The 26,672-nt window shown below is 59.2% G+C and carries 24 protein-coding genes, 2 pseudogenes and 1 other annotated feature; of the genes and pseudogenes, 11 read left to right on the top strand and 15 right to left on the bottom strand.

The window, feature by feature from the left end:
• Window positions 1-24 precede the first annotated feature (24 nt).
• From K1X15_RS18945 to K1X15_RS18930, 4 genes are all read right to left on the bottom strand, one after another.
• Window positions 25-879: a universal stress protein gene (locus K1X15_RS18945; protein WP_220305100.1), complete on the bottom strand. Its 855-nt coding sequence runs from the start codon at window positions 877-879 to the stop codon at window positions 25-27.
• A 14-nt stretch (window positions 880-893) separates the two neighbouring features.
• Window positions 894-2,381, bottom strand: coding sequence for a SulP family inorganic anion transporter (locus K1X15_RS18940; protein ID WP_220305099.1), 1,488 nt, complete (start codon window positions 2,379-2,381; stop codon window positions 894-896).
• A 227-nt stretch (window positions 2,382-2,608) separates the two neighbouring features.
• Window positions 2,609-2,660 (bottom strand) — a sequence feature (sul1 is cis-regulatory element that is thought to sense ions involved in sulfur or methionine metabolism; They are found in Alphaproteobacteria).
• A 291-nt stretch (window positions 2,661-2,951) separates the two neighbouring features.
• Window positions 2,952-3,263 (bottom strand): hypothetical protein, encoded by a 312-nt coding sequence (locus K1X15_RS18935; RefSeq protein ID WP_220305098.1) that lies wholly within the window; start codon window positions 3,261-3,263, stop codon window positions 2,952-2,954.
• 15 nt (window positions 3,264-3,278) lie between these two features.
• Window positions 3,279-3,827, bottom strand: a complete 549-nt coding sequence (locus tag K1X15_RS18930) for a hypothetical protein (protein WP_220305097.1) — start codon at window positions 3,825-3,827, stop codon at window positions 3,279-3,281.
• A gap of 610 nt (window positions 3,828-4,437) precedes the next feature.
• Between K1X15_RS18930 and K1X15_RS18925 the strand changes: the two genes are divergently transcribed.
• The 3 genes and pseudogenes from K1X15_RS18925 to K1X15_RS18915 all read left to right on the top strand — a co-directional run bounded on the left by K1X15_RS18925 (window position 4,438) and on the right by K1X15_RS18915 (window position 8,571).
• Window positions 4,438-6,156: a putative bifunctional diguanylate cyclase/phosphodiesterase gene (locus tag K1X15_RS18925; protein WP_220305096.1), complete on the top strand. Its 1,719-nt coding sequence runs from the start codon at window positions 4,438-4,440 to the stop codon at window positions 6,154-6,156.
• Between the two features lie 205 nt (window positions 6,157-6,361).
• Window positions 6,362-6,994, top strand: a complete 633-nt coding sequence (locus K1X15_RS18920; protein ID WP_220305095.1) for a tyrosine-type recombinase/integrase — start codon at window positions 6,362-6,364, stop codon at window positions 6,992-6,994.
• 226 nt (window positions 6,995-7,220) lie between these two features.
• Window positions 7,221-8,571: pseudogene (locus tag K1X15_RS18915) on the top strand (IS3 family transposase).
• Between the two features lie 217 nt (window positions 8,572-8,788).
• On the opposite strand, the gene rnk reads toward K1X15_RS18915, so the two are convergent.
• From rnk to K1X15_RS18900, 3 genes are all read right to left on the bottom strand, one after another.
• Window positions 8,789-9,193, bottom strand: a complete 405-nt coding sequence (gene rnk, locus K1X15_RS18910) for a nucleoside diphosphate kinase regulator (protein ID WP_220305094.1) — start codon at window positions 9,191-9,193, stop codon at window positions 8,789-8,791.
• A 239-nt stretch (window positions 9,194-9,432) separates the two neighbouring features.
• Window positions 9,433-10,134, bottom strand: a complete 702-nt coding sequence (locus K1X15_RS18905) for a FadR/GntR family transcriptional regulator (protein WP_220305093.1) — start codon at window positions 10,132-10,134, stop codon at window positions 9,433-9,435.
• A 24-nt stretch (window positions 10,135-10,158) separates the two neighbouring features.
• Window positions 10,159-10,569: a GreA/GreB family elongation factor gene (locus tag K1X15_RS18900; RefSeq protein ID WP_220305092.1), complete on the bottom strand. Its 411-nt coding sequence runs from the start codon at window positions 10,567-10,569 to the stop codon at window positions 10,159-10,161.
• Between the two features lie 109 nt (window positions 10,570-10,678).
• Between K1X15_RS18900 and K1X15_RS18895 the strand changes: the two genes are divergently transcribed.
• Entirely contained in the window at window positions 10,679-11,962 is a 1,284-nt protein-coding gene (locus K1X15_RS18895; RefSeq protein WP_420828349.1) for a Glu/Leu/Phe/Val family dehydrogenase, read from the top strand.
• 36 nt (window positions 11,963-11,998) lie between these two features.
• Here the strand turns inward: K1X15_RS18895 and K1X15_RS18890 are convergent, their stop codons facing one another.
• From K1X15_RS18890 to K1X15_RS18870, 5 genes are all read right to left on the bottom strand, one after another.
• Window positions 11,999-12,628 carry a GreA/GreB family elongation factor gene (locus tag K1X15_RS18890; protein WP_220305090.1) on the bottom strand — a complete coding sequence of 210 codons (630 nt, stop codon included), beginning with the start codon at window positions 12,626-12,628 and terminating at the stop codon, window positions 11,999-12,001.
• An 87-nt stretch (window positions 12,629-12,715) separates the two neighbouring features.
• Window positions 12,716-13,066: a GreA/GreB family elongation factor gene (locus K1X15_RS18885; protein ID WP_220305089.1), complete on the bottom strand. Its 351-nt coding sequence runs from the start codon at window positions 13,064-13,066 to the stop codon at window positions 12,716-12,718.
• A gap of 265 nt (window positions 13,067-13,331) precedes the next feature.
• Complete coding sequence (locus K1X15_RS18880) at window positions 13,332-13,571, bottom strand: hypothetical protein (protein ID WP_240549571.1); 240 nt, start codon at window positions 13,569-13,571, stop codon at window positions 13,332-13,334.
• Window positions 13,572-14,062: 491 nt separating this feature from the next.
• Window positions 14,063-14,389, bottom strand: coding sequence for a beta/alpha barrel domain-containing protein (locus tag K1X15_RS18875; protein WP_220305088.1), 327 nt, complete (start codon window positions 14,387-14,389; stop codon window positions 14,063-14,065).
• Window positions 14,386-15,003: a Gfo/Idh/MocA family protein gene (locus tag K1X15_RS18870; RefSeq protein ID WP_420828381.1), complete on the bottom strand. Its 618-nt coding sequence runs from the start codon at window positions 15,001-15,003 to the stop codon at window positions 14,386-14,388. Before K1X15_RS18870 ends, K1X15_RS18875 begins: the two co-directional genes overlap by 4 nt.
• A 21-nt stretch (window positions 15,004-15,024) precedes the next feature.
• Here K1X15_RS18870 and K1X15_RS21665 point away from each other — a divergent pair, with 21 nt between their 5' ends.
• The 4 genes from K1X15_RS21665 to K1X15_RS18850 all read left to right on the top strand — a co-directional run bounded on the left by K1X15_RS21665 (window position 15,025) and on the right by K1X15_RS18850 (window position 20,228).
• The gene (locus tag K1X15_RS21665; protein ID WP_220305086.1) at window positions 15,025-15,318 is read left to right on the top strand and encodes a DUF305 domain-containing protein; all 294 of its coding nucleotides are present in this window, start codon (window positions 15,025-15,027) and stop codon (window positions 15,316-15,318) included.
• A 247-nt stretch (window positions 15,319-15,565) separates the two neighbouring features.
• Entirely contained in the window at window positions 15,566-18,112 is a 2,547-nt protein-coding gene (locus tag K1X15_RS18860) for an EAL domain-containing protein (RefSeq protein ID WP_220305085.1), read from the top strand.
• Between the two features lie 73 nt (window positions 18,113-18,185).
• Window positions 18,186-19,193, top strand: a complete 1,008-nt coding sequence (locus K1X15_RS18855) for a PAS domain S-box protein (protein WP_220305084.1) — start codon at window positions 18,186-18,188, stop codon at window positions 19,191-19,193.
• A 75-nt stretch (window positions 19,194-19,268) separates the two neighbouring features.
• Window positions 19,269-20,228 (top strand): sensor histidine kinase, encoded by a 960-nt coding sequence (locus tag K1X15_RS18850; RefSeq protein WP_220305083.1) that lies wholly within the window; start codon window positions 19,269-19,271, stop codon window positions 20,226-20,228.
• A 236-nt stretch (window positions 20,229-20,464) separates the two neighbouring features.
• On the opposite strand, the gene K1X15_RS18845 is transcribed toward K1X15_RS18850, so the two are convergent.
• A complete protein-coding gene (locus tag K1X15_RS18845) occupies window positions 20,465-21,658 on the bottom strand; it encodes a hypothetical protein (protein ID WP_220305082.1) in 1,194 nt (397 codons plus the stop codon).
• A gap of 422 nt (window positions 21,659-22,080) precedes the next feature.
• Here K1X15_RS18845 and K1X15_RS21535 point away from each other — a divergent pair.
• Together K1X15_RS21535 and K1X15_RS21530 are read left to right on the top strand one after the other, a co-directional pair.
• Window positions 22,081-22,326 (top strand): annotated as a pseudogene (locus K1X15_RS21535) (site-specific integrase); the annotation flags it as partial.
• A 129-nt stretch (window positions 22,327-22,455) separates the two neighbouring features.
• The gene (locus K1X15_RS21530; protein ID WP_338033500.1) at window positions 22,456-23,115 is read left to right on the top strand and encodes an FAD-binding oxidoreductase; all 660 of its coding nucleotides are present in this window, start codon (window positions 22,456-22,458) and stop codon (window positions 23,113-23,115) included.
• Between the two features lie 40 nt (window positions 23,116-23,155).
• On the opposite strand, the gene K1X15_RS18835 is transcribed toward K1X15_RS21530, so the two are convergent.
• Window positions 23,156-24,022 carry a DUF6692 family protein gene (locus K1X15_RS18835; RefSeq protein ID WP_220305080.1) on the bottom strand — a complete coding sequence of 289 codons (867 nt, stop codon included), beginning with the start codon at window positions 24,020-24,022 and terminating at the stop codon, window positions 23,156-23,158.
• Between the two features lie 334 nt (window positions 24,023-24,356).
• Between K1X15_RS18835 and K1X15_RS18830 the strand changes: the two genes are divergently transcribed.
• A complete protein-coding gene (locus tag K1X15_RS18830; RefSeq protein WP_220305079.1) occupies window positions 24,357-24,989 on the top strand; it encodes a tyrosine-type recombinase/integrase in 633 nt (210 codons plus the stop codon).
• Between the two features lie 322 nt (window positions 24,990-25,311).
• On the opposite strand, the gene K1X15_RS21350 is transcribed toward K1X15_RS18830, so the two are convergent.
• Window positions 25,312-26,661, bottom strand: coding sequence for a hypothetical protein (locus K1X15_RS21350; protein WP_240549568.1), 1,350 nt, complete (start codon window positions 26,659-26,661; stop codon window positions 25,312-25,314).
• Window positions 26,662-26,672 lie beyond the last annotated feature (11 nt).

The following is a 26,672-nucleotide window of genomic DNA, read 5'->3' as shown; positions in this document are numbered from 1 at the left end:
GTCACGCGCTGCCAGCCAGTCTCGTCAGCGGAACAGCATCACGGGACGCTTCACCGACCGCACCATCTCGGCCGTAGTGCTGCCGATGATAAAGCTGCGGATGCGCGAGTGCCCGTAGGCCCCCATGACCAGGAGGTCGATGTGGTCGGCCTCTGCATGGCTGGCGATGACTTTTTCCGGTTCCCCATCCTCAATAAGGGTATGGATGGTGTAGCCTGCGCTTCGCAGTACGTTGGCGGCAGCTTCGAGCTTGCCGCGGCTTTCCGGCGTGTCCTTGCCAACTGTCACCATGTGACCTTCCAATCCTGGAAACAGCTTGCCGGTGGCGATGTGGTTGATCGCCTTCATCACGCTGGGCCCACCATCGAAGGCGACGAGGAAGCGCTTGACTGGCTGGAAGGCCCGTGAGGCGACCAGCACCGGCTTGGTGCTGGTGCGCACCACGCGTTCAAGGTTCGATCCCAGATGCAGCTTGGCAAAGTCTGCGGCTTCGCCGCGCTTGCCGATCACGATCAGGTCGGCCTCTTTCTCGAGCTCCTGCACGGCCTCGACTACGTCGCCATTGCGCAGCTTGCCGATAGCGCTCGGGACACCCGCTTCGAGCAGGCGCTTGACGCCGGCATCGACAATCAGCCGACCACGCTGCTGCGCCAGCTTGGCACGTTGGGCATCGTGCTCGGCCAACTCGTTGAGCAGGCTCGTCCGGGCGCCGAGCTCCAGGCTTCCCGAAAGATCTGCGGGTGTGCTGGAAAGATCGCGGCGGCCAATGACATGGACGACGTCGACGCTGGCACCAATGGTGGTGGCCACCCAGGCGGCGTGGTCGAGCACGCTCTGGGCATAGGTCGAGCCGTCGATGAAGGCTATGAGTTTTGCCATTTTTCGTTCTCCTCCTAGTGACCCATGAGGCGTTCAAGCGCCCCGGGCTTATCGTGGATGGCCAGCCGGTCGACGATGGTCTCGCTGGCTTCGTTCATGCCGACAAGATTGACCTCGGCACCCTCGCGCCGGAATTTGAGGACGATCATGTCGAGAGCCTGGACGCTGGAAATGTCCCAGATATGAGCGTGGGTAACGTCGATGGTGACCTTTTCGAGGCTTTCCTTGAAGTCGAAGGCGCCTGTGAAATCCTCTGCTGACGCAAAGAAGACCTGGCCTTCGACCTTGTAAGTCCGTTCACGTCCATCGGCTGACAGTTCCGAGGTGATGCGGAAGATCTGCGAGATCTTCCAGGCAAAGAAGATGCCCGAGAGCAGCACGCCGATGAGTACGCCGATGGCCAGATTGTGGGTGTAGATCACGGTCACCACCGTCGCGATCATGACGATGGATGAGCTGCGCGGGTGCAGGGCCAGGTTCTTGATCGAGCTCCAGGAAAAGGTGCCGATCGAGACCATGATCATGATGGCCACCAGTGCAGCCATAGGGATCTGGCTGACGAGATCACCCAGCACCAGGATCATGAACAGCAGGAACACGCCGGCCATAAAGGTCGACAGACGCCCGCGACCGCCCGACTTCACATTGATGATTGACTGCCCGATCATGGCGCAGCCAGCCATGCCGCCGATAAAGCCGGTGGCGGTATTGGCAATGCCCTGGCCGATGCATTCCTGGTTTCTGTTGCTCTTGGTGTCGGTCAGCTCGTCGACGATCTGTGCCGTCATCAGGGATTCAAGGAGGCCCACCACCGCCACGGCTGCCGAATAGGGCAGGATGATCATCAGCGTTTCGAGGGTGAGCGGAATCTGCGGGATCAGGAACACCGGCAGCGTGTCGGGCAAGTCGCCCATGTCGCCAACGGTGCGCAGGTCCATGTTGAGGATCATGGAGAGCGCAGTCAGCACAACGATGCAGACGAGGGGCGACGGAATGGCCTTGGTGATGCGCGGGAAGAGGTAAATGATGGCCAGCCCACCGGCGACCATCACATAGGTCAGCCAGGTAACATTCGTCAGCTCGGGTAGCTGGGCCATGAAAATGAGGATGGCCAGCGCGTTGACGAAGCCGGTCATCACCGACTTCGAGACGAAGCGCATGACATAGCCGAGCTTCAAAAACCCTGCCGCGATTTGCAACAGACCAGCCAGCACCGTCGCGGCCAACAGGTATTCGAGACCGTGGTCCTTGACCAGGGTGATCATGAGCACGGCGGTTGCGGCGGTTGCGGCCGAAATCATTCCCGGGCGACCGCCGACAAAGGCGATCAGCACGGCTATCGAGAACGAGGCATAGAGGCCGACCTTGGGATCGACGCCGGCTATAATTGAAAAGGCGATCGCCTCTGGGATCAGGGCGAGGGCAACGACAAGGCCGGCGAGAATGTCGCCGCGGATATTGCCGAACCACTCGGCACGCATTCGGAGAAGGATATCTTGCATCTGGGGTCCATCTGTGGAGTGACGCTGTCAGAAGGCTTCTGGCGGCTATCGCGACACACGGATGTCCTGAAGGAAGAATAGTCGGCGGCGGCAATGCCCATTCCGGGCCCTACGAAACGCGGTCGCCTGCACGAAAACGGTGGGTGTTGTGTGCCGTGATCGGGACAGTCTGACCGGCAGCCGAACGCTTCAGGCGTTCCGTTGCATCGATGTTCAAACGATCTGGTAGGTGACCGGGGGATAGGCGCCCGGAGAAGCCACCCGCATGGCGGGTCCGACGACGGTATGTGAATGCCTCAGATGGATCAGGCAATCAAGGAATACTAGCCATGCGTCAAACGCATGACAAGCTACTAGCGCAGGCTCAGCCCGCTATCGTCCACGTCTTCAAGCGCATGGCTGAAGTCTCTCTCCAATAGCGCAACGGTGCTGGGATCACTGGAGTGAACATAGGCTTGGTTACGAAAGCGCTCGATCCAATGATGGGCGGCGTGATGCCGTCGCAAATGTTCACCGATTTCGCGGATGGCCGCATTGCCCTGGCCCGGTGCGAGGACGAATTTGGTCCCTTCAGGTGGACCGCAACGCCCCGCAATCCGTACAAAGTTGCTGACAAAGGTCCCGGAAGAGACGCTCCTTTCCGACTGGTCCCAAACAATGAACGCAGGACCCGAACCTGTTCTGGTCGATCCGTTCGATGGCCTCCATCAACATGCGCTCACGCAGGACGATCCATCCATAATGACTGCGGTAATACTTGCTCTCTGTATTCTCGTTCAGAAGGCTGGTCCTGATCCGCCGCCGCTCGATAGCCAGAAGGTCCCTTTCGCGCAGCGCCTGGGTGCGAAAGCGTTCGAACGTTTCGGTACTGATATCCAGCATGTAATTTCTCCGTCGCTACTGGATTTGCAGGGGCGCATTCAACGCGGCAACTACCCCGCGCCTCAACACCCATTGATTGTCATGTTCGCCCGGATCGATCGTACATAAGCTGAGCAATGCTCGATCCCTGGACACGGACTTGTCGACGGGCCTGAATGTCAGGGCATCGCCTACCAGACGGGCGAGCTGGGTATAGGCCTTGTGCGCGGCATCGGCATCGAGGCGACAGGACCGTGCGAGCTCGCTGATTGTACTGCGATGATCGGGCAAGGATGCATGCTGGTGCAACATGGTCAGCGCATCGGGACTGACCAGCCGGCGGTATCCCTCCAGCGCGGTCCTGTATTCCTCAGGGGAAGGTTCCCCATCGCCGCGGGCGGCGAGCATTGCGGCTCGGTTGGCCTCGATCCTGACTTGCAGGTCTGCCATGGCTTCAACCAGGCTCTGCCCGCTCACGCGCAGGGTTTCCTGTCGGCCAAGATAGGCCACGGCCTGAAAATCGCCCTTATAGGAGGCCGCAACCAATCTATACGGCCCATACCTGACGTCCATTCTCTCGTTCATCTGCGTCCTTCATCTTCATTTGGTGGAAAGGGCGATGGGGCGGGCATGGTCACGGAGATAGATACGCTTCTGCTCCAGGTCGTGGTCGCCGATGCCGTCGAGTTGCGGCAGCAGTCTGCGCATTTCGCTGACGCTGGCTTGAGGCTTGGCCACAGGACCCGCGCGATCAGCCTGTTGATCTCTTTGGCGCCAAGTCTGGGTGCAGCAATCATGCTGACGTCCTCCATCGCTTGGGCTGGCAGGACGGGGCAGGCGACAACGCATCGCTCACCAACCGGAGCCTGAAGCGCCGGGTGCAGCTGAGCCGGACCGAAAACCGCTTCGCGGTTGCCAGGAACGGAGCGCTGCAACAGTCGCCAGCCGTTCTGGTTTCGGCCCCGGCATCCGAAGATGAAGGGGAACACCCGCCTTTATAGACGGAGAATTTCTTCCTGTGTAGCCCAAAAAGCCGCTAGGGTTCCAGATCGTTTGCACACGGCGCTACTGGCTGCCGGTGCGCTGATTGCTTTTCCATTTTGGAGATGCAGCAGCAATGCTGTGGCAATGTCCACGAACTCTTAATCCGCCTGCCCCAGGATTGAGGTCCATCACTGGATATATGTGTGCATCTATGAGGGACGAACTGACCTTGGGAATGGCCGGCGATCTGCTCATGCCCGCGGACCGGTTCGAGCCCGATTTCGCTGGCATTTTCGACGATCTATCCCAACTTGCCCATTTCGGCATTTGGGAACACGCGGCCATCCCGGACGAGGTTCGCTGGAGCCGCACCATGTTTGCGCTCTGCGGGGCCGCCGACACTTCGTGCCCCACCATGCAAGACATGCATTCCCTCTTTCCCGCCGGGCAGTTTACCACTCTCCTTGAAGAAGCTGATCGATTTGGAACCGCCAGTATCGAATCCCAGATATCGACGGCGGGCGGCGACAGGAAGTGGGTGCATGTCGTTGCCCGATCCGAGCGCGAGTCCGAAAGGGTCACGCGGCGCTACGGGCTCGTCCGGGACATTACCGTGGAGCGGATTGCGCTTCAGGAAGTCACGCGACTGGCGGAGCGCGATACGCTGACCGATCTTCGCAATCGCGCTTCCATGCTGGCCCGCCTGACCGACATTCAGGACCGTGAAAATGCCGTTGCGCTCCTGATGCTGGACCTGGACGGGTTCAAGGACGTCAATGACGGCAGTGGACATGCGGCCGGCGACCATTGCCTGACCGAGTTTTCCGAAAGGCTGAAGCGCCTGCGCGCCCGTGGGCGAATGATTTGCCGACTGGGTGGGGACGAGTTTGGCATCATCCTTGAAAGCCCCGACGACGTGGGCGCTGCCGAGGCGTTGGCTCAGGAGGTTCGTCGCCTCGCGCAGTTGCCAATCGACTGGCAGGGTGGGACATTTCAGCTGAGTGCGTCCATCGGAATAGCGACCCGGCCAGCGTCAGGCCGGTTTGAAGCAGATCAGCTCATTCGCGAGGCTGACCTTGCACTTTATGCCGTCAAGGCGCGGGGCCGGAATGGCTGGCAGAGGTTCACCTTCGAAATGAAGGCAGAGGCTGACAATCGGCTGGCCCTGCTTCATGCCGCGCGTGGCGCCATCGCGAGTGGTGAAATGGAGCTCCATTATCAGCCCATCGTGGACCTGCAGAGCGGCGAGACCATAGGCCGGGAGGGCGTGCTGCGGTGGCGTCGCGGCGATGGCCGCTATCTGGCGCCACACCAGTTCCGTCCTGTGTTCGAGGACATTCAACTCGCCCAGAGTATCGGCGACCTTGTGCTCGATCAGGGGCTACGGACGCTCGCCCAGTGGAAGCGGCAAGCGTGGCCTGGCTTCCTCAGCCTCAATGTGGGCCCGCATGAGTTTCGAAAGCCCGATTGGGCCGGGCGGCTGTTAACATCTCTGGGCCGGGAAAACCTGACGCCTGCCGACCTGCGCATAGAGGTGACCGAAGACGTCCTTCTCTCCAAGCATTCCGGAGACGCTGCATCCGCTTGCGCAGCCCTGGAAAAGGCGGGGGTCCGGGTCGCTTTCGATGACTTCGGCACCGGCTATGCCTCCCTGACACACCTGCAGGAATTTCCGGTCTCCATCATCAAGATTGACCGCTCCTTCATCAAACCGCTGGGGCGGTCCGCCGCCAGCCCAGCCATTGTGCAGGCCATCTGCCAACTCGCCACGGCCCTAAACAAGACCGTCATCGCCACCGGGGTCGAAACCGCTGCCCAGGTGTCCTTCCTGCGCTCAGTCGGGTGCCAGATCGGACAGGGCGACTTCTTTGCCGCGGCCGGTTCAAATCGGGATGGTTCTGGGCTCGCCGTCAGCGGCAGCGGTCGTTAGTGGGCTGGTCACTGACGAGCGGCAATGTCCGCTTAACTCCGTTCTTGGCCTGAACCGGACTGGCCGCAAGCGGCCCCGCTGGAGGCGCTACCGAGGAGAACTGTGAGGCAGGGGTAGTTCACCCGAGGCCGCACGGCGCTGCCTGACGAACTGTTCGCCTTAATCGTTCTCCCCATTGGCCGATGTTGGCCAAAGGAGAATGAAAATGGGTATCTCACAATATGACCCCGCCGCCAGAGGTCGGCCGGCGTGGAACGCCGGTCGCCAAGTTGGCGCCAAGCGGGCGCTCAAGGTCCGGCAGATTTGGGCAATCCGGTTCTTCCTGGATCGGGAGGGCCGAATGCGCGACCGAGCGCTGTTTGACCTCGCCATCGATAGCAAGTTGCGCGGTTGCGATCTGGTCAAGCTCAAGATCGGCACACTGGTGACCGGTCATGACATTCGCGCGCGGGCGATGGTCATCCAGCAGAAGACCGGTCGACCGGTTCAGTTCGAGATCACGAGCGATGCCAGAACAAGTTTGCTGGCATGGCTCGAGAGGCGAGGGGGCTCGGTTGAGGACCTCGCGTTTCCTAGCCGCACCGACCCGAACGATCACCTGAGCACCAGGCAATACGCCCGACTTGTGGATGAGTGGGTCACCGCCATCGGTCTGCGCAAAGAGGAGTACGGTACGCACTCGCTCCGGCGCACCAAGGCCTCGCTCATCTACAAGGCAACCGGCAATCTCCGCGCCGTGCAGATCCTTTTGGGCCATACCAAGATCGAGAACACGGTCCGATATCTGGGAGTCGACGTCGAAGACGCACTGGAACTGGCGGAGCACACCGAAGTCTGACGATCAGCGGCCCCACCGCAGGTGAGGCCGCGCAGGAGAACACCGCCGGTCCACCATCCTCAGTTCGAACACCGCAACCGGACAGTCAGCAATTCCGTGATCGTGTTTCTTCCCGGACCGGGGTCTATGCGCCCCATCTCCCTGTTCCCCGTCAGCGCCCATGGCACAGATTCAGGGTTGAGCTTTAAGGAGTGTTTTGGTCTCGTCGTCTGACGAAGGAACCAAGATGACTGCTAAATCCCCGAGCACCAAAAAGCCTGCCGAGCAGGTGGTGAAGGACATTCGCCGGGCGTCCCGACGGCACTTTTCAGCTGAAGACAAGATCCGGATCGTTCTCGATGGTCTGCGCGGCGAAGACAGCATTGCCGAACTGTGCCGCAAGGAAGGCATCGCGCAGAGCCTGTATTACACTTGGTCGAAAGAGTTCATGGAAGCCGGCAAGCGCCGACTGGCGGGCGATACTGCTCGTGCTGCGACCAGTGATGAGGTCAAGGATCTGCGCCGAGAGGCTGGTGCGCTCAAGGAATGCGTTGCCGACCTGACGCTGGAAAACCGTCTGCTTAAAAAAAGCATGATCGCGGATGGGGACGAGCCAGAATGAGATATCCCGCATCCGAAAAGCTCGAGATCATCAATCTGGTTGAGCAGTCGCACCTGCCCACAAAACGCACGCTGGACCGGCTGGGCATCCCGCGCCGGACCTTCTATCGCTGGTATGACCGCTACCTCGGTGGCGGTCCTGAAGCACTAGAAGATCGGTCTTCGGCACCCAGTCGGGTGTGGAACCGGATCCCGACTGCCGTCCATGATCAGCTCATCGAGATGGCGTTGGAAGAGTCCGAACTCTCGCCTCGGGAGCTGGCTGTGAGCTTCACCGACCAGAAGGGGTACTTCGTGTCCGAAGCCAGCGTTTACCGGCTTCTCAAGGCCCACGACCTGATCACCAGCCCGGCCTATGTGGTGATCAAGGCGGCAGATGCGTTCCACACCAAAACGGTGCGGCCAACGAGATGTGGCAGACCGATTTCACCTACTTCAAGATCATCGGCTGGGGCTGGATGTATCTGTCCACGGTGCTCGACGATTACTCGCGCTACATCATCGCCTGGAAGCTGTGCAACACAATGCGGGCCGAGGACGTCACTGACACGCTGGACATGGCCCTCGCGGCCTCAGGCTGCGACCAGGTGCATGTGCATCACAAGCCCCGGCTGCTCAGCGATAATGGCCCCTGCTATATCGCCAGTGAACTGGCCGATTATATCCAGACCAATCGCATGAGCCACGTCCGCGGCGCCCCGATGCATCCCCAGACCCAGGGCAAGATCGAGCGCTGGCACCAAACCATGAAGAACCGCATCCTGCTGGAGAACTACTTCCTGCCCGGCGACCTGGAGGCCCAGATCGGCGCCTTCGTCGAACACTACAATCACAGGCGCTATCATGAGAGCCTCGACAACGTGACCCCGGCAGACGCCTACTTCGGCAGGGCCGCAGCCATCATAAAACAGCGCGAAAGGATCAAACGACAAACCATCCAGCATCGGCGCTTGCAGCACCGCAAGCTCGCCGCATAACATCAACCCAAAGGCGAGGCCGATACTCCGCTAATCCAAGACCCAAACTGCGCCAAATGATCTGACGACGGACAAATATGACAGGCAGGGCATCAAGCATGGTTGTGTTCCAGGAGAGGGGACATTCGGTCGTGCGCCCCTGACCCATGCTTACTGAATGGTCAGGGGATGCCTTCTTGATTGCGAACGTCTTTCTCTGGTGGTGCTGCCGGGCATGTCAGACTTGATCCGAAAGATTATGTTCCTGGTCGACGGAGAGAACGGTCAGAGCATTCTTTTTGCCGCCATGACTCCGCCACGTGATCGACTGACCAGTTCTGAGACCGATCAGTGCTGCTCCCACCGGCGTCAGGACAGAGACGCGACCGAGTGAGATATCGGCCGCTGCCGGGTACACCAAAGTGACCTCCTTGGCGGAGCCTTCATCGGTTCGAAACTGAACTCGCGAGCCCATGCGGACGACGTCGGAATTGAGCTTGTCGTCCTGGACCACGTTGGCGCGCTCCATTTCGTCGAGCAGACTTTCTGCACCTGGCGAGGTGCCTGCGGCGGCCATCGCGAGGAGCTGTCGATGTTCTGACAAAGCCACTGTAATTCGTGGTCTTAGATTATGATTACGCATAGCGTGCGTCTCCACGTGCAAGCACTGATGACTCAGAAGGTCACCAAATATTTCGAATGATGGAAGTATAGAGAGCCCCCCTAAACCACGCAGCGTAGGCCGTGGTTTAGGGCTGGTGTCCTTCGACCGGAATCGTCCGGCGGGCGCTGGAAATGGCAATGATCTGAACCGAGCTCATTCTACGAGCGTAGCTCCACCGCGGGGGTTGTCAAGCGCAGACGGGATCCCCAGCCCACACGTCAGCGCTTCGGCAGGACCGTAGCTAGTTCAGCAATTGCTACCAGATGTTCGAGCATGGCTGCACTTGCCTCTGCCGGCCGCCGGTCCGCAATCGCTTCCACAATGCGCAAATGCATGTTGTCCTGAGCCAGGGCGTATTCTTTCTTGTGGGCGCGGCGAAAAATCTGGTCGTGTTCTCTCTGCCATGCCACTCGCCCCCGGACAGAGGACACGAAATGCATCAAAGATACTAGAACCCGGTTCCCAGTCGCCGCGGCGATAGAATTGTGGAAGTCACTGTCCGCGCGCTCATAACTCTGCCAATCAGAGGCACTGCTTGTCGCCAAAGCGTGTTTTCTCATCAGGTCCAGCGATTTGTCAGAAGCCATTCTCGCGGCCAGCGCAGCGACGCCAGGCTCGATGGCGATGCGGGACTGAAGCAACTCGAAAGGGCTGGCGATGTCGAGAACGATCCGAGAGGGGCCAATGTTCGAAGAGTCATGAGAACCGAGAAAGGTACCTTGTCCAATTTGGCGTCTCACCCTGCCTTCCTTTGCCCAACGCTCCAGTACTGCTCTTAGGGTGCCTCGACTGCACCCGAGCTGTTCGGCCAAATTGCGTTCCGCAGGCAGTCGGTCGTGCAAGGATAGGTCATGTTCGACGATATGCGCCTCGAGAAGATTGCTGACTTCAGCAGTGGTGAGGCGCTTCACACTCGCCACGGTTGTGTCTCCCAGATACGCGTCTCACCAACCATAATCCAGCACGGTCAAGGTTCTAACCCGACCCTCGTCGACCCACTCGATTGAAGCGTTTCTTTTCATTCCGATGAGTGCCGCACCCACGGGTCCTAAGATAGGAATATTGCCGCGTTCTCCCCAAGGTCGGTTCGGGTATCTCAACCGCCCGATTCTGGTGATGCCGTCATCGTCCACCCGGAACATAACGCGGTGGCCCATCGACACGCCGGCGGGATCCCAAGGGTCGCACACCTCGGCCCGCTTCAATTCACGTTCCAAGTATGCCGATACGTATGGCAGGCTGTCGAAACAGCGTTCGGCGAGGAGCGAAACGCGGTTGTAGTCATCGGCATTGATGAGGATATCCGGCAGATCTTGGCTAGGAAACACGACTTCACCCGTTTTGCTCTTCTGCACAAAATTTGTCCTACAAGCACACGAAGTCTGCAATATGAGACAGCACGATTGACCCAATAGGCTGCTCGTGGCAGACATTCGATGCAATATTTTGCGTCCTGCCTAATTCATGCTCAAGGGGGTTGTTTTGTCCGGGGATTCCTTGCTCGATCGCGCACTTGTACGGTTGGAGGAGGCTGCAGGCCATCTCCAAATTGATCAGGATGTGATTGAGAAACTCAAATATCCCCGTGAGACCACAAAGACCAGGTTGCTGATCCGCATGGATGACGGTTCCAGAAAGTCGTTCCAGGCCTGGCGCTGCCGCTACGACGATACGCGTGGCCCTACCAAAGGCGGCATACGCTTCCACCCCCATTCGACGATGGAGGAGGTGGAGACGCTCGCATTCTGGATGACATTCAAGTGTGCGGTCATGAACCTTCCCTACGGAGGCGGCAAGGGTGCGGTGCAGGTGGATCCTCATTCGCTCTCGAAATCGGAGCTCGAGCGCCTGTCTCGCGCTTATGTTCAGGCTTTTGCCAGCACCATAGGGCCTGACCGGGACATACCGGCTCCCGATGTCTACACGAATGCCATGATCATGGGCTGGATGGCAGACGAATACAGCCAGATCACGGGACAGGTCTCGCCGGCGGTTATCACCGGGAAGCCGATCTCGTTGGGCGGATCTTTGGGCCGAAACGATGCTACGGCTCGCGGCGGCTTCTATCTGGTCAGGAACCTTGCCAGCGAACTGGGTCTGGATCGGGACCATACCGTCGCCATCCAGGGCTTTGGCAATGCCGGACAATATTATGCGCGTCTTGCGGCCTCCGATAGAAATACGGTCATTGCCGTCTCCGACTCGGCCGGGGCCATCTATCGACCGGGTGGACTGGATGTGGAGGCCCTCATAGCGGGTAAGAGCTCCGGCCGTCGTCTCATCGACATGGCGGCCGATCAAGGTGCCCATGCGATTGATGCGGAGGAACTGCTGTCCGTTGAGGCCGACCTGCTCGTGCCAGCGGCCCTGGAAGACATGATCACGGCGGATAATGCTGCGCGGATCAAGGCTAAGGTGATTCTTGAGCTTGCAAACGGCCCGGTCACGCCAGGTGCCGACAAAATCCTCAATGATCATGGCGTGGTCGTTCTTCCCGATATTCTCGCCAACGCCGGTGGGGTCACCGTATCCTATTTTGAGTGGGTGCAGAATCGACAAGGATTCTATTGGGATCTGGAGGAAATTCATTCTCGCCTGCTCAAGATTGTGGAGCGAGAAGGCCGGGCGGTCTGGAGCATTGCCAAGGAGCGTGGCGTATCGGTCCGTTCGGCTGCCTACATCCACGCGTTGGACCGACTGGCCACGGCAATCGAGGCGCATGGTACGCAATCCTTCTTTGCTGGTTGAGACGGCAGTCGATTGCCAAAAACAGAATAGGCGAGATCATCGGTTCGACACATTTAGGCCCACAACACGTGCTGCGATGTGGGGTATGTCGTTCCGGGCGATACCGACGTCATTCAGCAATGCACCGTTGAGACACTGAAGCGCCATTATAGCCCTCTGGTGATGCCATTGACGCATTCGAGACTTCAAACGGTTGCGCAGCGTATCTCTACGCTTTGATGCACTAGCAGCGGGCTTAGGCGTTCCATCGCTCGGAGGTTCGGCGCAAACCACGTCCGCAACGAGAGCTGTCCGCAATTCGCCTCGTTCGTCAGCAAAGCTGATTGATTGTCCTTTCCCAATTCCAAGCAAAGCTAGGCCGGTGGTCACAGTGCAGGGCAGCTCGCCTTCGGAGACGGTGCTTTCCGTCCAGACGAGGTGGCGTGAGATCGCCTTGGCGCCATCGACCGAGAAGGTCACCCGCTTTCCTATGCGCGCGATATTCGATGAGATGTCGCTGGGCAGCATCACCACCGAGGCGGCCAGTTTGCGACGCAGCAAATTGGCCAAAGGTTGCCTACTGCCCGTCATGGTGCTCATCATCGTCTCCAGGCGCTCGAATTCCACAGGCGTGATGCAAGTTACGGCGGTGACACAGAAGTTCGGATTCATGCCTTGATGCAGCAAGTATAGGCTCCCTGATCTGACGCACCATCGAAGAGATGGCGTTGATGCCGTTGCCGCGGTAGCTTCCGCGGCAACGAACGGATCGTTTCAAGCACGCACTCTGGAGTTGGCGACCTGCAGTACTTCTACGCTGTCCGCTTGTCCGGTCGGGCCGATCCAAGAAAGCGATTGCTTGGGCCTCAACCCAAGCAAAGCCGCACCGTGCATCGATGTCACCGAAAGACGATAGCTCCGCGCATCATCGACCTCTCGTGGAAGCACGAGCTTTATGGTGCGCTCACCCGCGGAAGCCGCTCTGTACCGAACAACGCTGCCCAGCCGGACAACGTCCGTGGGGAGTATGTCGTCATCGACAATCATCGCCCTATCGAGTTCGTACAGGAGAAAATCGACGTGGTCTGCTTCATTGGTGACATCCGTCAAGGCCGCTGTGGTCAAGTGCCTTAGCTCCTGTCGACCTATGGTAATTGGAGGCGAGTGCTCCCAATCCCTCAATGAGATCGTCGTCAATTGCCGGTTTCCTTTTGATTGCCTCGAATAGTGGGATGAACGCCTCCAAAACGATCGTACGAAGCGAACAGGTGCTCCGGCCTTGACTGAGCGCTGCTGTAGTCTCGATGACACCACGGACATCGACGAGCCGCACGTGGCCGAGGACCAGAACAGGATCTGCAATATCTCAACATTCCCATAGCCTTCCCCTTCAAACTCGCGACGACTTGGCGAATGCTTCGAGGAGCACTCGTCTATCCTCGATAGACAGCAGCTTGATTGTCATGGTTTCGGTCTTGATAGGTGTCTGAACCGGCAAACTGTAGCTCAGGGCAGGGACGTGCTCTTCCGCCCATTCGCGGAATCTGCGGAGCTTGTTGCCACCGCTGATGGGAAGAGTGACGGAATACTTGAAGGTCATCGCTTCGGCCTCGACGAGACGCGCGCTCACGTCGCACGGCAAGTGCGTCAGGAGCGCATTGAACGGAACTGGTTTTGTGAGTGGAGCTTCCTGGTGCTGCTCTTGCCTTGGGCAGGTAGCAGCACCAGGCAATCAGAGTGCCTGGCGATGACCGTGTGTCAGCTGATTGAAGTACGTCTTGCTCATGACGTCGATCATGGACATATTTCGCGGATTGTCAAATCTCGACCCAGTCAGGCGTCTTTGGCTGAGCCACGGCCTGGAGCACCTGTGGGGCCAAGGCTTGCCAACGGATCGACCTGGTGCGCTGCCCAAGAGTCAATGGCGCCGCGGCTGATGCCAATTCTGTTGAGATGATACTCGTCCAGGCGATGAAGGGCGGAAGCCGTCCGCCCCCATAGCATCTTGCGAAAAAAGCCGCACCGACTATTGGGCAGAGATGCGTCGCGATAACGACGACTTTTGCTTGTACCAACGTGAAGCAACATGACTTCCTCCTTGGAATGGCTTCGACCGACAAGCTATTTCTTTGAGCAGTGGTCCACTAATTGGTCCATTTCGTAACGTTCAAATTCGATCACCAAGTGGAAGACACGAATAGGCAGATTGATGCGCACCGGGCTGGTGGGCTGGTCGCGCTTCACGATGCCGATGATCGGAAGGTCGCAGGCTTTCGTCACTGCCGCGACATTGTCGGCCCCTTCAATGCGCAGCGCCCTCGCGCCGCCATCCCGGGCGGCCAGTGCGAAACCCACAATGGCCGGGATAGAGTCGAGCGGACCGTTGTCCACCGGCTGGCAGGATACGATGAGCCCGCCGCGCAAAGTATCAAGAAGTGAGGTGGTCATTGGGGTGCCGTCTCCACGGGAATTTCCTTGCGATCACGGTTGGATTGGTGCGCCGCCGCGATGATGGCGACCAGATGCCGGCCATAGCTGGCATCTATCGGTGGCGGTTTGCCCTCGGTGATCGCGCCGAGAAATGCCTGCCATTGGCGGCGGACTGCTGCGACCATTGGGTCTTCATCCGTAGGGCAGGGCAGGTCCTGCCAGATTCCGCTCTGTCCAATCTGCAGGCGTCCGTTGAGGTCGAGTACCAGGGTGCCATGCTCGCCGACAATCTGCAGGGCGGCGGTCACGGCGCCATCGGCATAGCCAAGGCTGGTCACCTGGCCCAGCCGTCCGTCGGCAAAGCGCAGATTGAGAAAGGCGATGTCGTCGGCGTCCTGGCTATGGAACGCCGTGTCCATGAGCGCGCCGACACTTTCGACCGGGCCACCCATCAGATGGAGCAGACGATCCAGCGCGTGGATGCCGGCGGTCATCAGCATGCCGCCCCCGGAACTCGCGGACAGGTGCCAAGGCTGACGATTACCCTCCATCCAGAGCTTGATGAAGGCGCTGGTGCCGGCGATCGGGCGACCGATACGCCCGGAGGCAATGACTTCGGCAGCGGCCTGCATTGGGGCAAAATTGCGTGGCACATGCAAGAGCATCTCGACGTCATGGCGGAGGGGCAGAGCGAGGAGATGGCGGCCCTGATCCAGACTATGGAGCCGATGCACAGCGACATGATGCGCGGCGTGACGGCTGCCGACTTTCAGACCGCCTTTGTCTGTTCAATGATTCCGCACCACCAGGGGGCGGTAGAAATGGCCCTGGTCGCTCAGAAGTTTGGCACCGACCCCTGGGTGCAGATGTTTGCGCGGGAGATCATCGCGGCCCAGCAGGTAGAGATAGGGGAAATGCAGGCCTGGCTGGCGCGAAGGAACCAGTGATCCTGGAAACGTCGCGATCCCGTTGGTGCGCGAGTTCCTGGCGTTCAGCGGGCCGGCGCGCAAAAGCGCGACTGATAAAATGGTCGCTTGGCACTGGCGCTACCTGAAAGCACCCTGCCCAAATCCCAGCGGGCAATTCAGCGCATTTTAACCGCTTGCCTTTGGGACTTGTAGATACTTGGCAGCTACTAGGAGGGTTTTAAGTCTAGCAATGGGATCAATTTACATCGGTTCTGCGTGAACAAACATGAACGACAGTGAACTCTTCAAGACACTCACCCTTGCTGTTCCGGGCCTGGTCTGGGTTTGCGACGCGCTCGGCAATGTCGAGTCCAACAATGCGCAGTGGTCGACATTCACTGGGCTCCCACAGGAGAATGGGTTAGGATTAGGCTGGTTGGACAGTATCCATCCTGCCGATGCAGCGGCATTCCGGGCTCAACTCCCGCTGTCCCCAATGGGGCCAGAAAACGTCCAGGCTGAAATGCGCGTTCGTCATCACGACGGTACCTACCATCGGCATCTTCTCAATGTCCGGCACGTGGGGGAAGGCAAATGGGTAGGCTGCGCGATTGATGCCCATGAGTGGTTAACCACAGAGCTACGCGATGCCACTCAAGGCAATATTCTGGAGATGGTTATCTCCGGCGTAGAGCTGCCCCAACTGCTTTCCGAATTGTGTCGTGCAGCGGAACGGCAGATACCAGGCGCTACGTGCAGCATACTGCTCGTAGACCATAAGAAAGGCGTATTCCTGGAAGGGATTGCGCCGAACATGCCTCAAACGATGATGAGCGCGGTGCCCAGCATCAAGATTGGCACGGGCGTCGGTTCCTGTGGCACGGCCGCCTTTGAGAAACGCGATGTGATCAGTTCTGATATCGCCAATGATCCTCTGTGGGACAGCTGGCGAGATTTGGTCTTGCCTCTCGGCTATCAGGCCTGCTGGTCGAAACCGGTTTTTGCTTCGAGTGGAGAAGTTATTGCTTCTTGTGGGTTCTACTTTCGAGACAGGCGTTCGCCGACAGCGGTCGAACATCAGGAGCTTACCCGGCTGCGCGGCCTTGCGTCGCTAGCAATTGAGCGCGTCCGCATGCTCGATGCCCTGCGCGAGAGCGAAGAGCATTATCGCTACACCGTTGAGCAGAATCCTCAGATTCCATGGACCTCGGACCCACAAGGGCGCATTCTGAGCGTATCATCTCGCTGGACGGAGTTGACTGGAATTTCTCAGGCGGATGCCCTGGGGAATGGCTGGCTTCAGGCATTGCACCCCGAGGACATGGCGCCGACTATCGAAAGCTGGGAAGAGGGGCTTTCGACGGGAGGCCCCGTCGACATCAATTATCGAATTCGACTGAAGGACGGCCAATATCGCTGGGCCCGCGCACGAGCCACGCCACGTCGGGATGCCCAGAGCAAAATCATGCTCTGGTATGGCACTGTTGAAGACGTGCACGAGCAATATCTGGCCGATGAAAAACTCAAGCGTCAGGCCTACCAGGACGAGTTAACGGAGTTGCCGAACCGTCGTCGATTTGTGGAGGAGCTGAAGCGGCGCCTGACCACTACCACCGAACCCATAGGGTTGATGGTACTCGATATGGACGACTTCAAACTGATCAATGATCGATACGGGCACTTGACAGGTGACGCTGTCCTCCGGCTGTTTGCTCGCTATCTCCAGCGCACTGTTGAACCCAATGAATTTGTCGCACGCCTCGGTGGAGACGAGTTCGCAATCATCTGCCGTCATATCTCCGACGAACACTGCCTGCTCGACCGTGCCCATTCCATTGAAGCCAAGCTCGACACCTATTTGAAGTCTAACAACAAGACTCGTAACTGCCGCCCCAGCATTGGCTGTGCCATGGGCAAGCGGGACGAGAGCCCCGATGAGGTCTTCAAACGCGCCGACCTTGCCCTCTATGCTGCCAAGGCCGCAGGGAAAAACAGAACTAAGCTCTTTGATCCCACTATTCGAAGCGCCGCCTCCAGGCGAAGCGAGGCCCTGGAACTGGCCAGGTCCGCACTGCGGGACAATTGGATCGAGCCATTCTATCAGCCCTTGATCGACCTCAAAACGCAGCATGTCCGAGGGTTCGAGGCGTTGCTCCGTATCCGGCATCCGGACCGCGGGTTGCTTTCACCTATCGCGATCAAGGACGCTCTCGATGATCCCAGGTTGGCTGACGCCATTGGCATTCGCATGGCCCAGCTGGTGATTGACAATATGGCCAATTGCGCAGCCGCCGGCATCCGATGTGGCCAGATTTCGATCAATCTTGCGACCGAGAACCTGGTCAACACAGCGTTTATATCTGAGCTCCTGGCAATGATGGATAAGCGAGCACTGCCAAGAGAGGCGATCAAGCTAGAGATCACCGAACGCGTTTTGATGGACGAGTTGGGAGATGCGGTTGTCCGCAATCTCGAAAAGCTACGCCAAAGTGGCGTTGGCATATCGCTCGACGATTTTGGCACTGGCTATGCGTCTCTGGTTCATCTGCAAGCCCTGCCCGTCGATGAAATCAAGATCGATCGCTCCTTCGTCTCAGGCCTTGGTACCGATGCCAACCGCGGAGAAATCGTACAGGCCATGCTTGGCCTGGCGAAAACGCTTGGGCTGAAAACTGTCGCCGAAGGCATAGAGACGCAAGGGGAGGCGCTAAAGCTTTCAGCCTGGGGCTGTGACTATGGTCAGGGCTATCTCTTCGCTCGACCAATGCCATTCGAAGAAGCCAAACAGCTGGTCTTGGGCCCGACCAACCTGAGGAGTGCGGTGGCGCGTTAGGTCAACCGGAACCTTTGGCGCGCCCAGGAATTGTCCGAAATCGGGCGCAATCACGCCAATCCTCTGGACCAGCATGACCAAGTTATCTTCGATCCACACCGAAGCGTGGCTTGCCGCCCTCGTTGAAAGCAGCAACGATGCCATTATCTCAAAAACTCTTGGCGGTATTGTGACCTCCTGGAACGCCAGTGCCGAGCGCACCTTTGGTTATTCTGCAGAGGAGATGATCGGACAGTCAATTCTCCAAATCATTCCGCCTGAGCGTCATGGTGAGGAAGCGCTGATCCTCGGACGTATCCGGGGCGGCGAGCGCTTGGACCATTTCGAAACCAGGCGTCGACGCAAGGATGGCACGCTGATCGACATCGCGCTCACAGTGTCCCCGATCAAGGACGAGACAGGCCGTATTCTGGGCGTGTCCAAGATTGCCCGAGACATTACGGAAGAGCGCCGGGCGCGCGAAACACAGCGGCTCCTTATGCGGGAGGTCAATCATCGTTCCAAGAACCTGCTCGCCGTCGTTGAGGCTATGGTCAGGCGATCGGTCACCAGAACCCCGCCGGCTGAGTTTGCTCGCAGGGTTTCCGCCCGAATAGGAGCGCTCTCTCGCACACTAGACCTGATCGTGCGCGGCGATTGGCTGGGTGTTGATCTCAACGAGCTGGTTCTGGCGCACGCGGCTATCGTACCACCCCCGATCCAGGCGCGGTACAGCATCGCTGGGCCCAAGCTCCGGATATCGCCCAACGCCGCCCAGGCTCTGGGTCTGGCGCTCCATGAACTTTTTGAGGGGTCGGCGCTTCGACTGAGAGACGTAACGGGTGGTGAGGTGGTCGTAACCTGGGTAGGCGATCAGGCCGATCAGTCACTTCAGTTCTCGTGGTCAGAAGCCCTCCATTCCGACAAGGATGAACTCGACGACTTTGCCCGCGACGTACTGAGCAAGGTGTTGCCGCTCTCCCTGAATGGCGTTGCAACTTTGGCGATTACAGACGCGGGGTGGCAGTGGTCGGTGTCGACCACCTCCGATGTCGCGTTCGGGCCCCAGATTGTCGACCCTTTGGGCTCGCAGGGACGTTAGATTTGTTCTGAGCTTGCCGCAGCGCGGAATAATGTGATCTAAGCATTGACAGTCCAGCGGCGGGCGAACCTCCAAATGCATGATGATGAGCTCGCAATTGCTGTTGCCGAGACAACGCCCGCCATGTTGTGGATGGGCGACGAGAACGGTCGCTGCCTGTTCTTGAACCGGGCTCTCCGAAAATTCTGGGGCGTGGATCCAGAAGACCTGGGGACCTTTGACTGGTTCGCCACCCTGCATCCCGATGACGTCGAGATGCTTCAAGCGCCCTTTGCCCAAGCCATGCAGGATCACGCCGCTTTCACTGTGGAAGCACGGTATCGACGTGCCGACGGTACCTTTCGAATTATGCACATCCAAGCCAATCCGCGCTTTGACGAGACCGGGCGCTTTCTGGGGATGACGGGGGTCAATACCGATGTCACCGACCAGCGGTCCGCCGAGGAGCAGTCGCGCTATCTGATGGGTGAACTCAACCATCGCACCAAGAACCTGCTTACTGTGGTGCAGGCCATTGCCAGGAACACCGCGCGATCTATTTTGCCCCAGTCATTTCTGGAGTCGTTTTCTGCGCGATTGGGCGGACTGGCCGCCAGCAACGATCTGCTGGTGGCCCAGGATTGGTCTTCGGTTCATCTTGAAGATCTTGTCATGGGCCAGCTACGGACGATCGGCGCCGATGAGGATGTCCGGGTGGTTGTAGAAGGGGCGCCCTTTCTTGTCTGCCCGCAGCATGACCAGGTGATCGGGATGGCGTTGCATGAACTGGCGACGAATAGTCTGAAACATGGGGCGCTGGCTCATCCCGAGGGTCGACTGCGCATCGTTTGGACCGGTTCGTCCAATGCCAACTGGAAACTGGAATGGGATGAATCCCTGCCCTCGGCGCTTGTGCCGCCGGAGCGCAAGGGCTTCGGCCATGTGGTCATGGTCGATATGGTTGAGCGGGCACTTGATTGCGAGGTGAAACTCGAGTTTCAACCAAATGGTGTTTTGTGGAGCCTCAATGTTCGCGGTCCCGCGGTAGGCCGCTAGGCGCTGTGGCGCTAACAGCCACGGGCTGAACAGGGCAGGGCCAGATCCTGAGCTGTATTCTGGGGGCAATTCCTCTTCTCGTTTGAGGCCAATGCCGTGCAGGGCGCGTAGCGACCATCTGGTTGTCGCCACCACCGTTTTCCACCGCGGATGATGGGTTGCCCCAACTTGCGACATCTTTGCCAGACGCTGGCGATCAGCGCCGTCACTGAAAGAACCTTGAGCCAGATCATCGCTTATTCCGAGGTCAGGAAGCAATCGATGCGGAGCGTGTCTGTCTCGTCGGTCATGCGGATAATGTACTCGTCATGCGCGTGCCCCGCGCCGGCTGGGGAATACTCGAACCGAGCGGGCCACCCTCGGTATGCGCCATCCTGCCACACAATAGCTCCAGTACCCGTGTCGAACGAATAGGCCCCCTGCACACCATTGACCCCGTAGGTCCCTTCATTCAGGTCAATCCAGCCTATCGTTGTCATGTACTGGCGACAGACATAACGACCAAGTGGCAGTCCGCCATTGGTGGATATGGGTTCCGCGCCTTGCGCTGGCGACATGGCTTGCTCGCCGATGACCCGGCAACCCCCCAATTGAAAAGTGTCCCAGCCCCATGAACTGTCGTCGCCTTGTACAGTCAGCATCGACCCGGGGATCAGTTCTGCAAGCTGGTCTCTGTCTGCTTCATTGAAAGTGCACATCGCTACGCCGAAGGGTCCGTCTGTTAGTCTGACATAGTCGGATCCCACGCGTTCAAGGGTGCCAGACAAAGTCACCGTCAGCCCTTCATAACGTTGACGGGCTGCGGCAACGTTTGTTCGGTACGCCTCCCCAATCTGGGCGAGATTGGCCTCAAGTGTCTGCGAGGCGCGCGGTGGAGCTTTGGTCTTGCCGCCTGCGTCAACAGCAGAAGAGTGAACGGCACGCATGCGGTCGGGTGCCATAGAGAAATGCATCTCGCGACCGCTGTAGCTGGTGTTAAGAACACCGCAGGCTTCATCCCCGAACGCGTCGGGGCCCGAGACGATCCCCTTGTACCATGCACTGCCAACAAGTATTTCGACCTCGTCACCAGGAATGCAGAGGTCATGCCAGTCCGGACTTAGGGCATCGGATATGGTCGGTGCCGGGCCAATGGCCGGGCCGGCAACGTCCATCAGCTGCACAGCACGCATGCGATCATGTGCCATGGAAAAGTGCATGTCTCGCCCGGTGTAACTCGTATTGAGAACGCCGCAATAGGCCTCCCCATTTATGTCGGGTCCGGTTACGGTACCGCGATACCAGGAGCCGCCGACAAGGATTTCCACTTCGGCGTCCGGCGTGCAGATTTGTCGCCAGTCCTGCTCTGCGGTGGACGCGGTTGACAAGGACGTCAACACGGCAATGGACAAGCCTGTGGCAAAGACGGAATTTCGCAGCGCTACGATCATCGGATTCTGAACCCCCCCACTCGAAAAAAGCATAATCGCCAAACTTCAATTCAGCGAGCGAAAGATTGAGTGACGGCCATTCATCGCCCCGCCCACGCGCAGCTCACGACTTGGGCGGCACTCTGACGCGATAGTCGCGACCAATTGGCCCCAGGAAACGAGGGGGTATTTTGTTTGGGAAACCTTTGTCGGGTGCTGAAATGTTCAGTGGGAAAGTTGCCAGATCGGCCTTCGAGCAGCCCGGACGTCGAATAACCTAGTGGCTTATCGCCTCGGTCAGTCGCGATCGCGTGTTTTGGAAACCTGCCGAGGTTACCCCCCTTCGGCCGGCTTGGAGCGCCGGTCGGCAAGTAGGCGCCAAGCGGGCGCTCAAGGTCCGGCAGAACTGGGCAATCCGGTTCTGTCTGGATCGGGAAGGGCGAATGCGTGACCGCGCGCTGTTTGACCTCGCAATCGATAGCAAGTTGCGCGGCTGCGACCTAGTCAAGCTCAAGATCGGTACACTTGTGACCGGTCATGACATTCGCGCCCGGGCAATGGTCATTCAGCAGAAGACCGGCCGACCTGTTCAGTTCGAGATCACGAGCGATGCCAGGACAAGTTTGCTGGCATGGCTCGAGAGGCGAGGGGGCTCGGTAGAGGATTTCGTGTTTCCCCGCCGAGCTGATCCGAACGACGGACAGGCAGCTGGAAATATCCTGGCCTGTCGTGCCGTTCCACTGACGGACGTTGCCGTCGCCTGGTCCAATGATCAAGTGGTGGCGGGTGCTCGGGTCAGGATCGTTGCCTTGCACACTATGGCACCCGAAATCTATCGGCTGGTGCTCCGGCCCGATGAGCCCATTGCCTTTTCACCCGGACAGTTCTTCGAAATCGAACTGGCGCCCGGCATCACCCGCAGCTACTCGGTCGCCAGCGAACAGGGCGCGCTTGAGCTTGAGTTTCATATCCGCGCAATCGCCGGTGGCCGCGCCTCGGGCCTCCTTGCCGAAGAACGCGAACTGGGCGACGCTGTTCGGGTGTCCGGACCGTTCGGCAGTGCCATCGGCGCCGACCAGGCGACAGGACCAATCCTTGCGATTGCCGCGTCCACCGGCCACGCTCCAGTCCAGTCGATTCTGAACTCAAACGACGGCCGACGGGTGCACCTGGTCTCCTTCGCGCGCCAGCGCGAAGGCTTCTATCTCAATGGCCTCTTTGCGCGAGCGGCCGAGGCAGACACCCGTTTCACCTATCAGGCGATCATGACCGGCGCTGTTGCGCGGAACTCATCGGCATCGCCTTTGGCTGAGGCCATCAGACAGCTTGATTGCGACCTGCTGTCAGGGCAGGTCTACATCGCCGGGCCGCCGGGCTTTGTTGACGCGGCAGCGGAACTGGTGTCGGCCCGGCAATGCCTCACCGGCGTCATTCTGACCGACAGGTTCGAGTTGAGCGCCGCCGCGGCCGCCAGTTAATCGGACGGATCGACGGTGACCCACTGCCGATCCATTCCGTCTATTGGCAGCGCAGATAGCCCAGATAGCCCGCCTGCAATTGGTCGCCGATTCTCAGCTCCATGACCACTTCGGACAGCTTGTGGTCCATCAGCTCCGCTATCTCCTGGCCGTCCCGGCCTGCAAGGGTCAGGCTGAGGTCGCCTGCGGCAAACGCGCCCATGCTGTCCCCCTCGATCCGCACCACATCACCGGAGAGCTTGACCACAGCGATGGTGCCGGTGCTGCCCGTGCCGATCGCCAGGGCAGGCTGACTATCCTCGGTATAAAAGAATGTGCATATGGCCCCTTCAGGCAAGGCAGCGGAAATGTCCTCCGGAGCGAGGAATTGCGGGTCGAGGGCAGACACATCGGCACTGGCCAGGGCAGCTTCGACGCTGTCGACCAGCGGCGCAGGATCTTTCAGATCGGCCGGCTGTTTGCCGTCTTCGGCAATAGAGGCCAGCAGATACTTCATTTCTGAAATTTCCTTGTCCTGGGCATAGATTATCTCGTCGGCAAGCTTGCGCACCCTGCCGTCTTCGATACGCGCCCGCGACGAAGTCATGATGGCGATGGAATGGTGAGGAATCATCGCACTCATATAGTCGCTGTCGTCGACGGTGACTTGGCTGCGCACCAGCCATAACGACAGCCCGAAAACCACCGCGGCACCCGCGAAGATGGCGATGTTGAGCATCGTATTCTTGTACATGGACAGCATGAAGGCCAGCATGATCACCGCCATCGCGCCGCCCATCACCAATGCCATCCAGGCCCGCGTCTCCGACCAGAAGACATGGCTGAAGAGATAGGTATTGAGATACATCAGACCGAACATCACCACGGTCGACGTGGCGATCATCAGGAAAAAGCGGCCGTATTTCATCGGGTCCTCCATCATTGTCTGGTGGGGAAATGACCTTTCCACGTGGGAAGGTTGCGAACATTTCATATATGCCCGAGCGGGGGCGACAAGTGATGCGCTCGCTGAGCTGGCGACTATGACCTCCACTGACGGCAATCGCTTTGTGCAACCAAAGGTCCGCTTATCGTCGCTTTTGCAGTAAACCGGACAGTCAGCAAACGGCCCCGCTGGAGGCGCTGCCGAGGAGGACTGAGGGGCAGAGGGACCTTTCTCGCGAGGCGGCACGGCGCCGAAGGACAAACCGCTCGCCTTAATCGTTCTCAGATTGGCCGATGTTGGCCAAAGGAGAATGAAAATGGGTATCTCACAATATGACCCCGCCGCCAGAGGTCGGCCGGCTTGGAACGCCGGTCGGCGAGTAGGCGCAAAGCGGGCGCTTAAGGTCCGGCAGATCTGGGCAATCAGGTTCTTCCTGGATCGGGAGGGCCGCATGCGCGACAGAGCGCTGTTTGATCTGGCCATCGACAGCAAGCTGCGAGGCTGCGACCTGGTCAAGCTTAAGATCGGCACACTGGTGACCGGTCATGACATTCGCGCCCGGGCGATGGTGATCCAGCAGAAGACCGGTCGACCGGTGCAGTTCGAGATCACGAGTGATGCCAGAACAAGTTTGCTGGCATGGCTCGAGAGGCGAGGGGGCTCGGTTGAGGACTTTGCGTTTCCCAGCCGAGCCGACCCGAACGATCATCTGAGCACCAGGCAATATGCCCGACTGGTCGATGAGTGGGTAACCGCCATCGGTCTTCGCAAGGAGGAGTATGGCACGCATTCGCTCCGGCGCACCAAGGCCTCGCTCATCTACAAGGCCACCGGCAATCTCCGCGCCGTGCAGATACTTCTTGGCCATACCAAGATCGAGAACACGGTCCGATATCTGGGCGTCGATGTTGAGGACGCGCTGGAACTGGCAGAACACACCGAAGTCTGACGATCAGTGGCCCCACCGCAGGTGAGGCCACACAAGATGACGCCGGCGGCTCACGATCCTAGGTCAAAAACACCAACCGGACCGTCAGCAATTCCGTGATCGCGTTTCTTCCCAAGAGCATATCCAGACCGGGGTCTATGCGCCCCATTCCGGTCATTCGGCGAGCCTTCGCGGCTTCCTAAAAGCGGACAACGTTGACTTGCTTGCCGGCCTGATGAGCGTCAGCCGCCCGTACCGAGCCCTACGACATCCAACAGCCTCGGCGCATGGGCCGAACGCGACTTCGCATCCGGGCACACCCGGCGAGGGCATGCTGTTCTGCCTATTGCGGCGAAGAAATCACCAATGGTGTTTCCAGCTGCAGAGCTATTGCCTGCCAATCCTCCGCAAACGGTCCATAAGCCGTTTTGATTTCCACGCCGACCGGCAGTTCGGGACATTCATTCTCGCCATTGCTGCCCCAGTTCACCCAGCCCGACTGGCGACGCTGGACGATCTGGAAGGCGCCCGAGGGCTGGGAGGTCCACCAGACCATGGCGCGTCCGCTTTCGGAGTGGAACTCCACGGTCTTGTCGGCCGGGCCGGGGAAGATGGTTTCGTGCGGAATGGCGGAGACGTCGACCGGCTCCTCGGTGAGTTGCCAAAGGCGCTCGGTGAGGTCGGCCTTCACATGCGCGGCGGCGCGGACGCGGGCCAACCGTTCGCGGATCTCGTCGTCGCTCAGCACGCCTTCCCACTTGCAGAACAGGCGCCAATATAGGTCCCAGTGGGCGCTTTCGATATCGGTTAACTGGTCGCGGAACTCGTTGAACTTCTCGCTGGTCGCGGTCGACTGCTGCACCGTCTCGGCGACCATGGCCACCAGTTCGCCGGCATAAGGATCGCCGGAGCGGTAGCGCGTGCCACCCATGGCAGCGAAGCGGTCGAAGACCAGCTTGCCCGGGCCGCCCTCGAACTCGTCGCCGACGGTGATCTTGTTGGTCACCGAGCGACCGTTGATGACAGTCTGGAAGTCGTCGACGCGGTAACGACGGCCGAAGCTGTGCGCCTTGTGTGCGAAAAGCCAGTCGATGGAGAAGGTCTTGCCCTTGAGCTCGGGCAGCAGGCCATCGGGGATGGTGCCATTCATGCGGTAGTGATGCAGCACCGGACCCTTTTCGACGGTCTCGATCTCGACCAGCGTGTGCTCGGGCGGGTTGATCAGGCCGTTTTCGGGCGTGAAGAAGGGACCATAGAAACCGCCGATAGCATTGTTGCCAGAGGGCAACAGCTCGAAATCATCGAAATGGCCCTTGAAGTGCTTTATGCCCCATTTGGAGGAGCCAAGCCCCTGCGCCGTGCCCGAGCACAGTTCTAGATCGAAGGCGCCGGTATCGAGGCGGACGAAGCAATCGACTTCACGGCCAGTCTTCTCGACGATGCCATCAACGGCCTCGCCGGCGGCGATCGCGCGATCAAGCACCAGTTCGGTCTGACCGGTGAAGCTGACCACGGCGGCAAACATGGTTTCCCCGGTCGCCCCGCCGGACAGGCGCTGGCACAGAACAGCCTGGCCGGCATCGTCCTTTGCCCACCAGAGCGGCTCGGCATGCTCACCCTTGACGGAAAAACGGATGAGTTCATTGCTGCGGGAGCCGAGAAGCGGGTCCCTGACGATAATCTTGGTGGACATAGTGTTTCCTG

The sequence above is a fragment of the Devosia salina genome, from assembly GCF_019504385.1.
In the GTDB taxonomy this organism is placed as follows: Bacteria; Pseudomonadota; Alphaproteobacteria; order Rhizobiales; family Devosiaceae; genus Devosia; species Devosia salina.
This window is presented reverse-complemented; position numbering and strand designations above follow the sequence as displayed.

Bases quoted from the DNA above. Each gene is read 5' to 3' on its own strand.
- K1X15_RS18945 (WP_220305100.1), bottom strand. From the start codon at position 879: ATGGCAAAACTCATAGCCTTCATCGACGGCTCGACCTATGCCCAGAGC.
- K1X15_RS18940 (WP_220305099.1), bottom strand. From the start codon at position 2,381: ATGCAAGATATCCTTCTCCGAATGCGTGCCGAGTGGTTCGGCAATATC.
- K1X15_RS18935 (WP_220305098.1), bottom strand. From the start codon at position 3,263: ATGCTGGATATCAGTACCGAAACGTTCGAACGCTTTCGCACCCAGGCG.
- K1X15_RS18930 (WP_220305097.1), bottom strand. From the start codon at position 3,827: ATGAACGAGAGAATGGACGTCAGGTATGGGCCGTATAGATTGGTTGCG.
- K1X15_RS18925 (WP_220305096.1), top strand. From the start codon at position 4,438: ATGAGGGACGAACTGACCTTGGGAATGGCCGGCGATCTGCTCATGCCC.
- K1X15_RS18920 (WP_220305095.1), top strand. From the start codon at position 6,362: ATGGGTATCTCACAATATGACCCCGCCGCCAGAGGTCGGCCGGCGTGG.
- rnk (WP_220305094.1), bottom strand. From the start codon at position 9,193: ATGCGTAATCATAATCTAAGACCACGAATTACAGTGGCTTTGTCAGAA.
- K1X15_RS18895 (WP_420828349.1), top strand. From the start codon at position 10,679: ATGCTCAAGGGGGTTGTTTTGTCCGGGGATTCCTTGCTCGATCGCGCA.
- K1X15_RS18875 (WP_220305088.1), bottom strand. From the start codon at position 14,389: ATGACCACCTCACTTCTTGATACTTTGCGCGGCGGGCTCATCGTATCC.
- K1X15_RS18870 (WP_420828381.1), bottom strand. From the start codon at position 15,003: ATGCAGGCCGCTGCCGAAGTCATTGCCTCCGGGCGTATCGGTCGCCCG.
- K1X15_RS21665 (WP_220305086.1), top strand. From the start codon at position 15,025: ATGCAAGAGCATCTCGACGTCATGGCGGAGGGGCAGAGCGAGGAGATG.
- K1X15_RS18860 (WP_220305085.1), top strand. From the start codon at position 15,566: ATGAACGACAGTGAACTCTTCAAGACACTCACCCTTGCTGTTCCGGGC.
- K1X15_RS18855 (WP_220305084.1), top strand. From the start codon at position 18,186: ATGACCAAGTTATCTTCGATCCACACCGAAGCGTGGCTTGCCGCCCTC.
- K1X15_RS18850 (WP_220305083.1), top strand. From the start codon at position 19,269: ATGCATGATGATGAGCTCGCAATTGCTGTTGCCGAGACAACGCCCGCC.
- K1X15_RS18845 (WP_220305082.1), bottom strand. From the start codon at position 21,658: ATGATCGTAGCGCTGCGAAATTCCGTCTTTGCCACAGGCTTGTCCATT.
- K1X15_RS21530 (WP_338033500.1), top strand. From the start codon at position 22,456: ATGGCACCCGAAATCTATCGGCTGGTGCTCCGGCCCGATGAGCCCATT.
- K1X15_RS18835 (WP_220305080.1), bottom strand. From the start codon at position 24,022: ATGAAATACGGCCGCTTTTTCCTGATGATCGCCACGTCGACCGTGGTG.
- K1X15_RS18830 (WP_220305079.1), top strand. From the start codon at position 24,357: ATGGGTATCTCACAATATGACCCCGCCGCCAGAGGTCGGCCGGCTTGG.
- K1X15_RS21350 (WP_240549568.1), bottom strand. From the start codon at position 26,661: ATGTCCACCAAGATTATCGTCAGGGACCCGCTTCTCGGCTCCCGCAGC.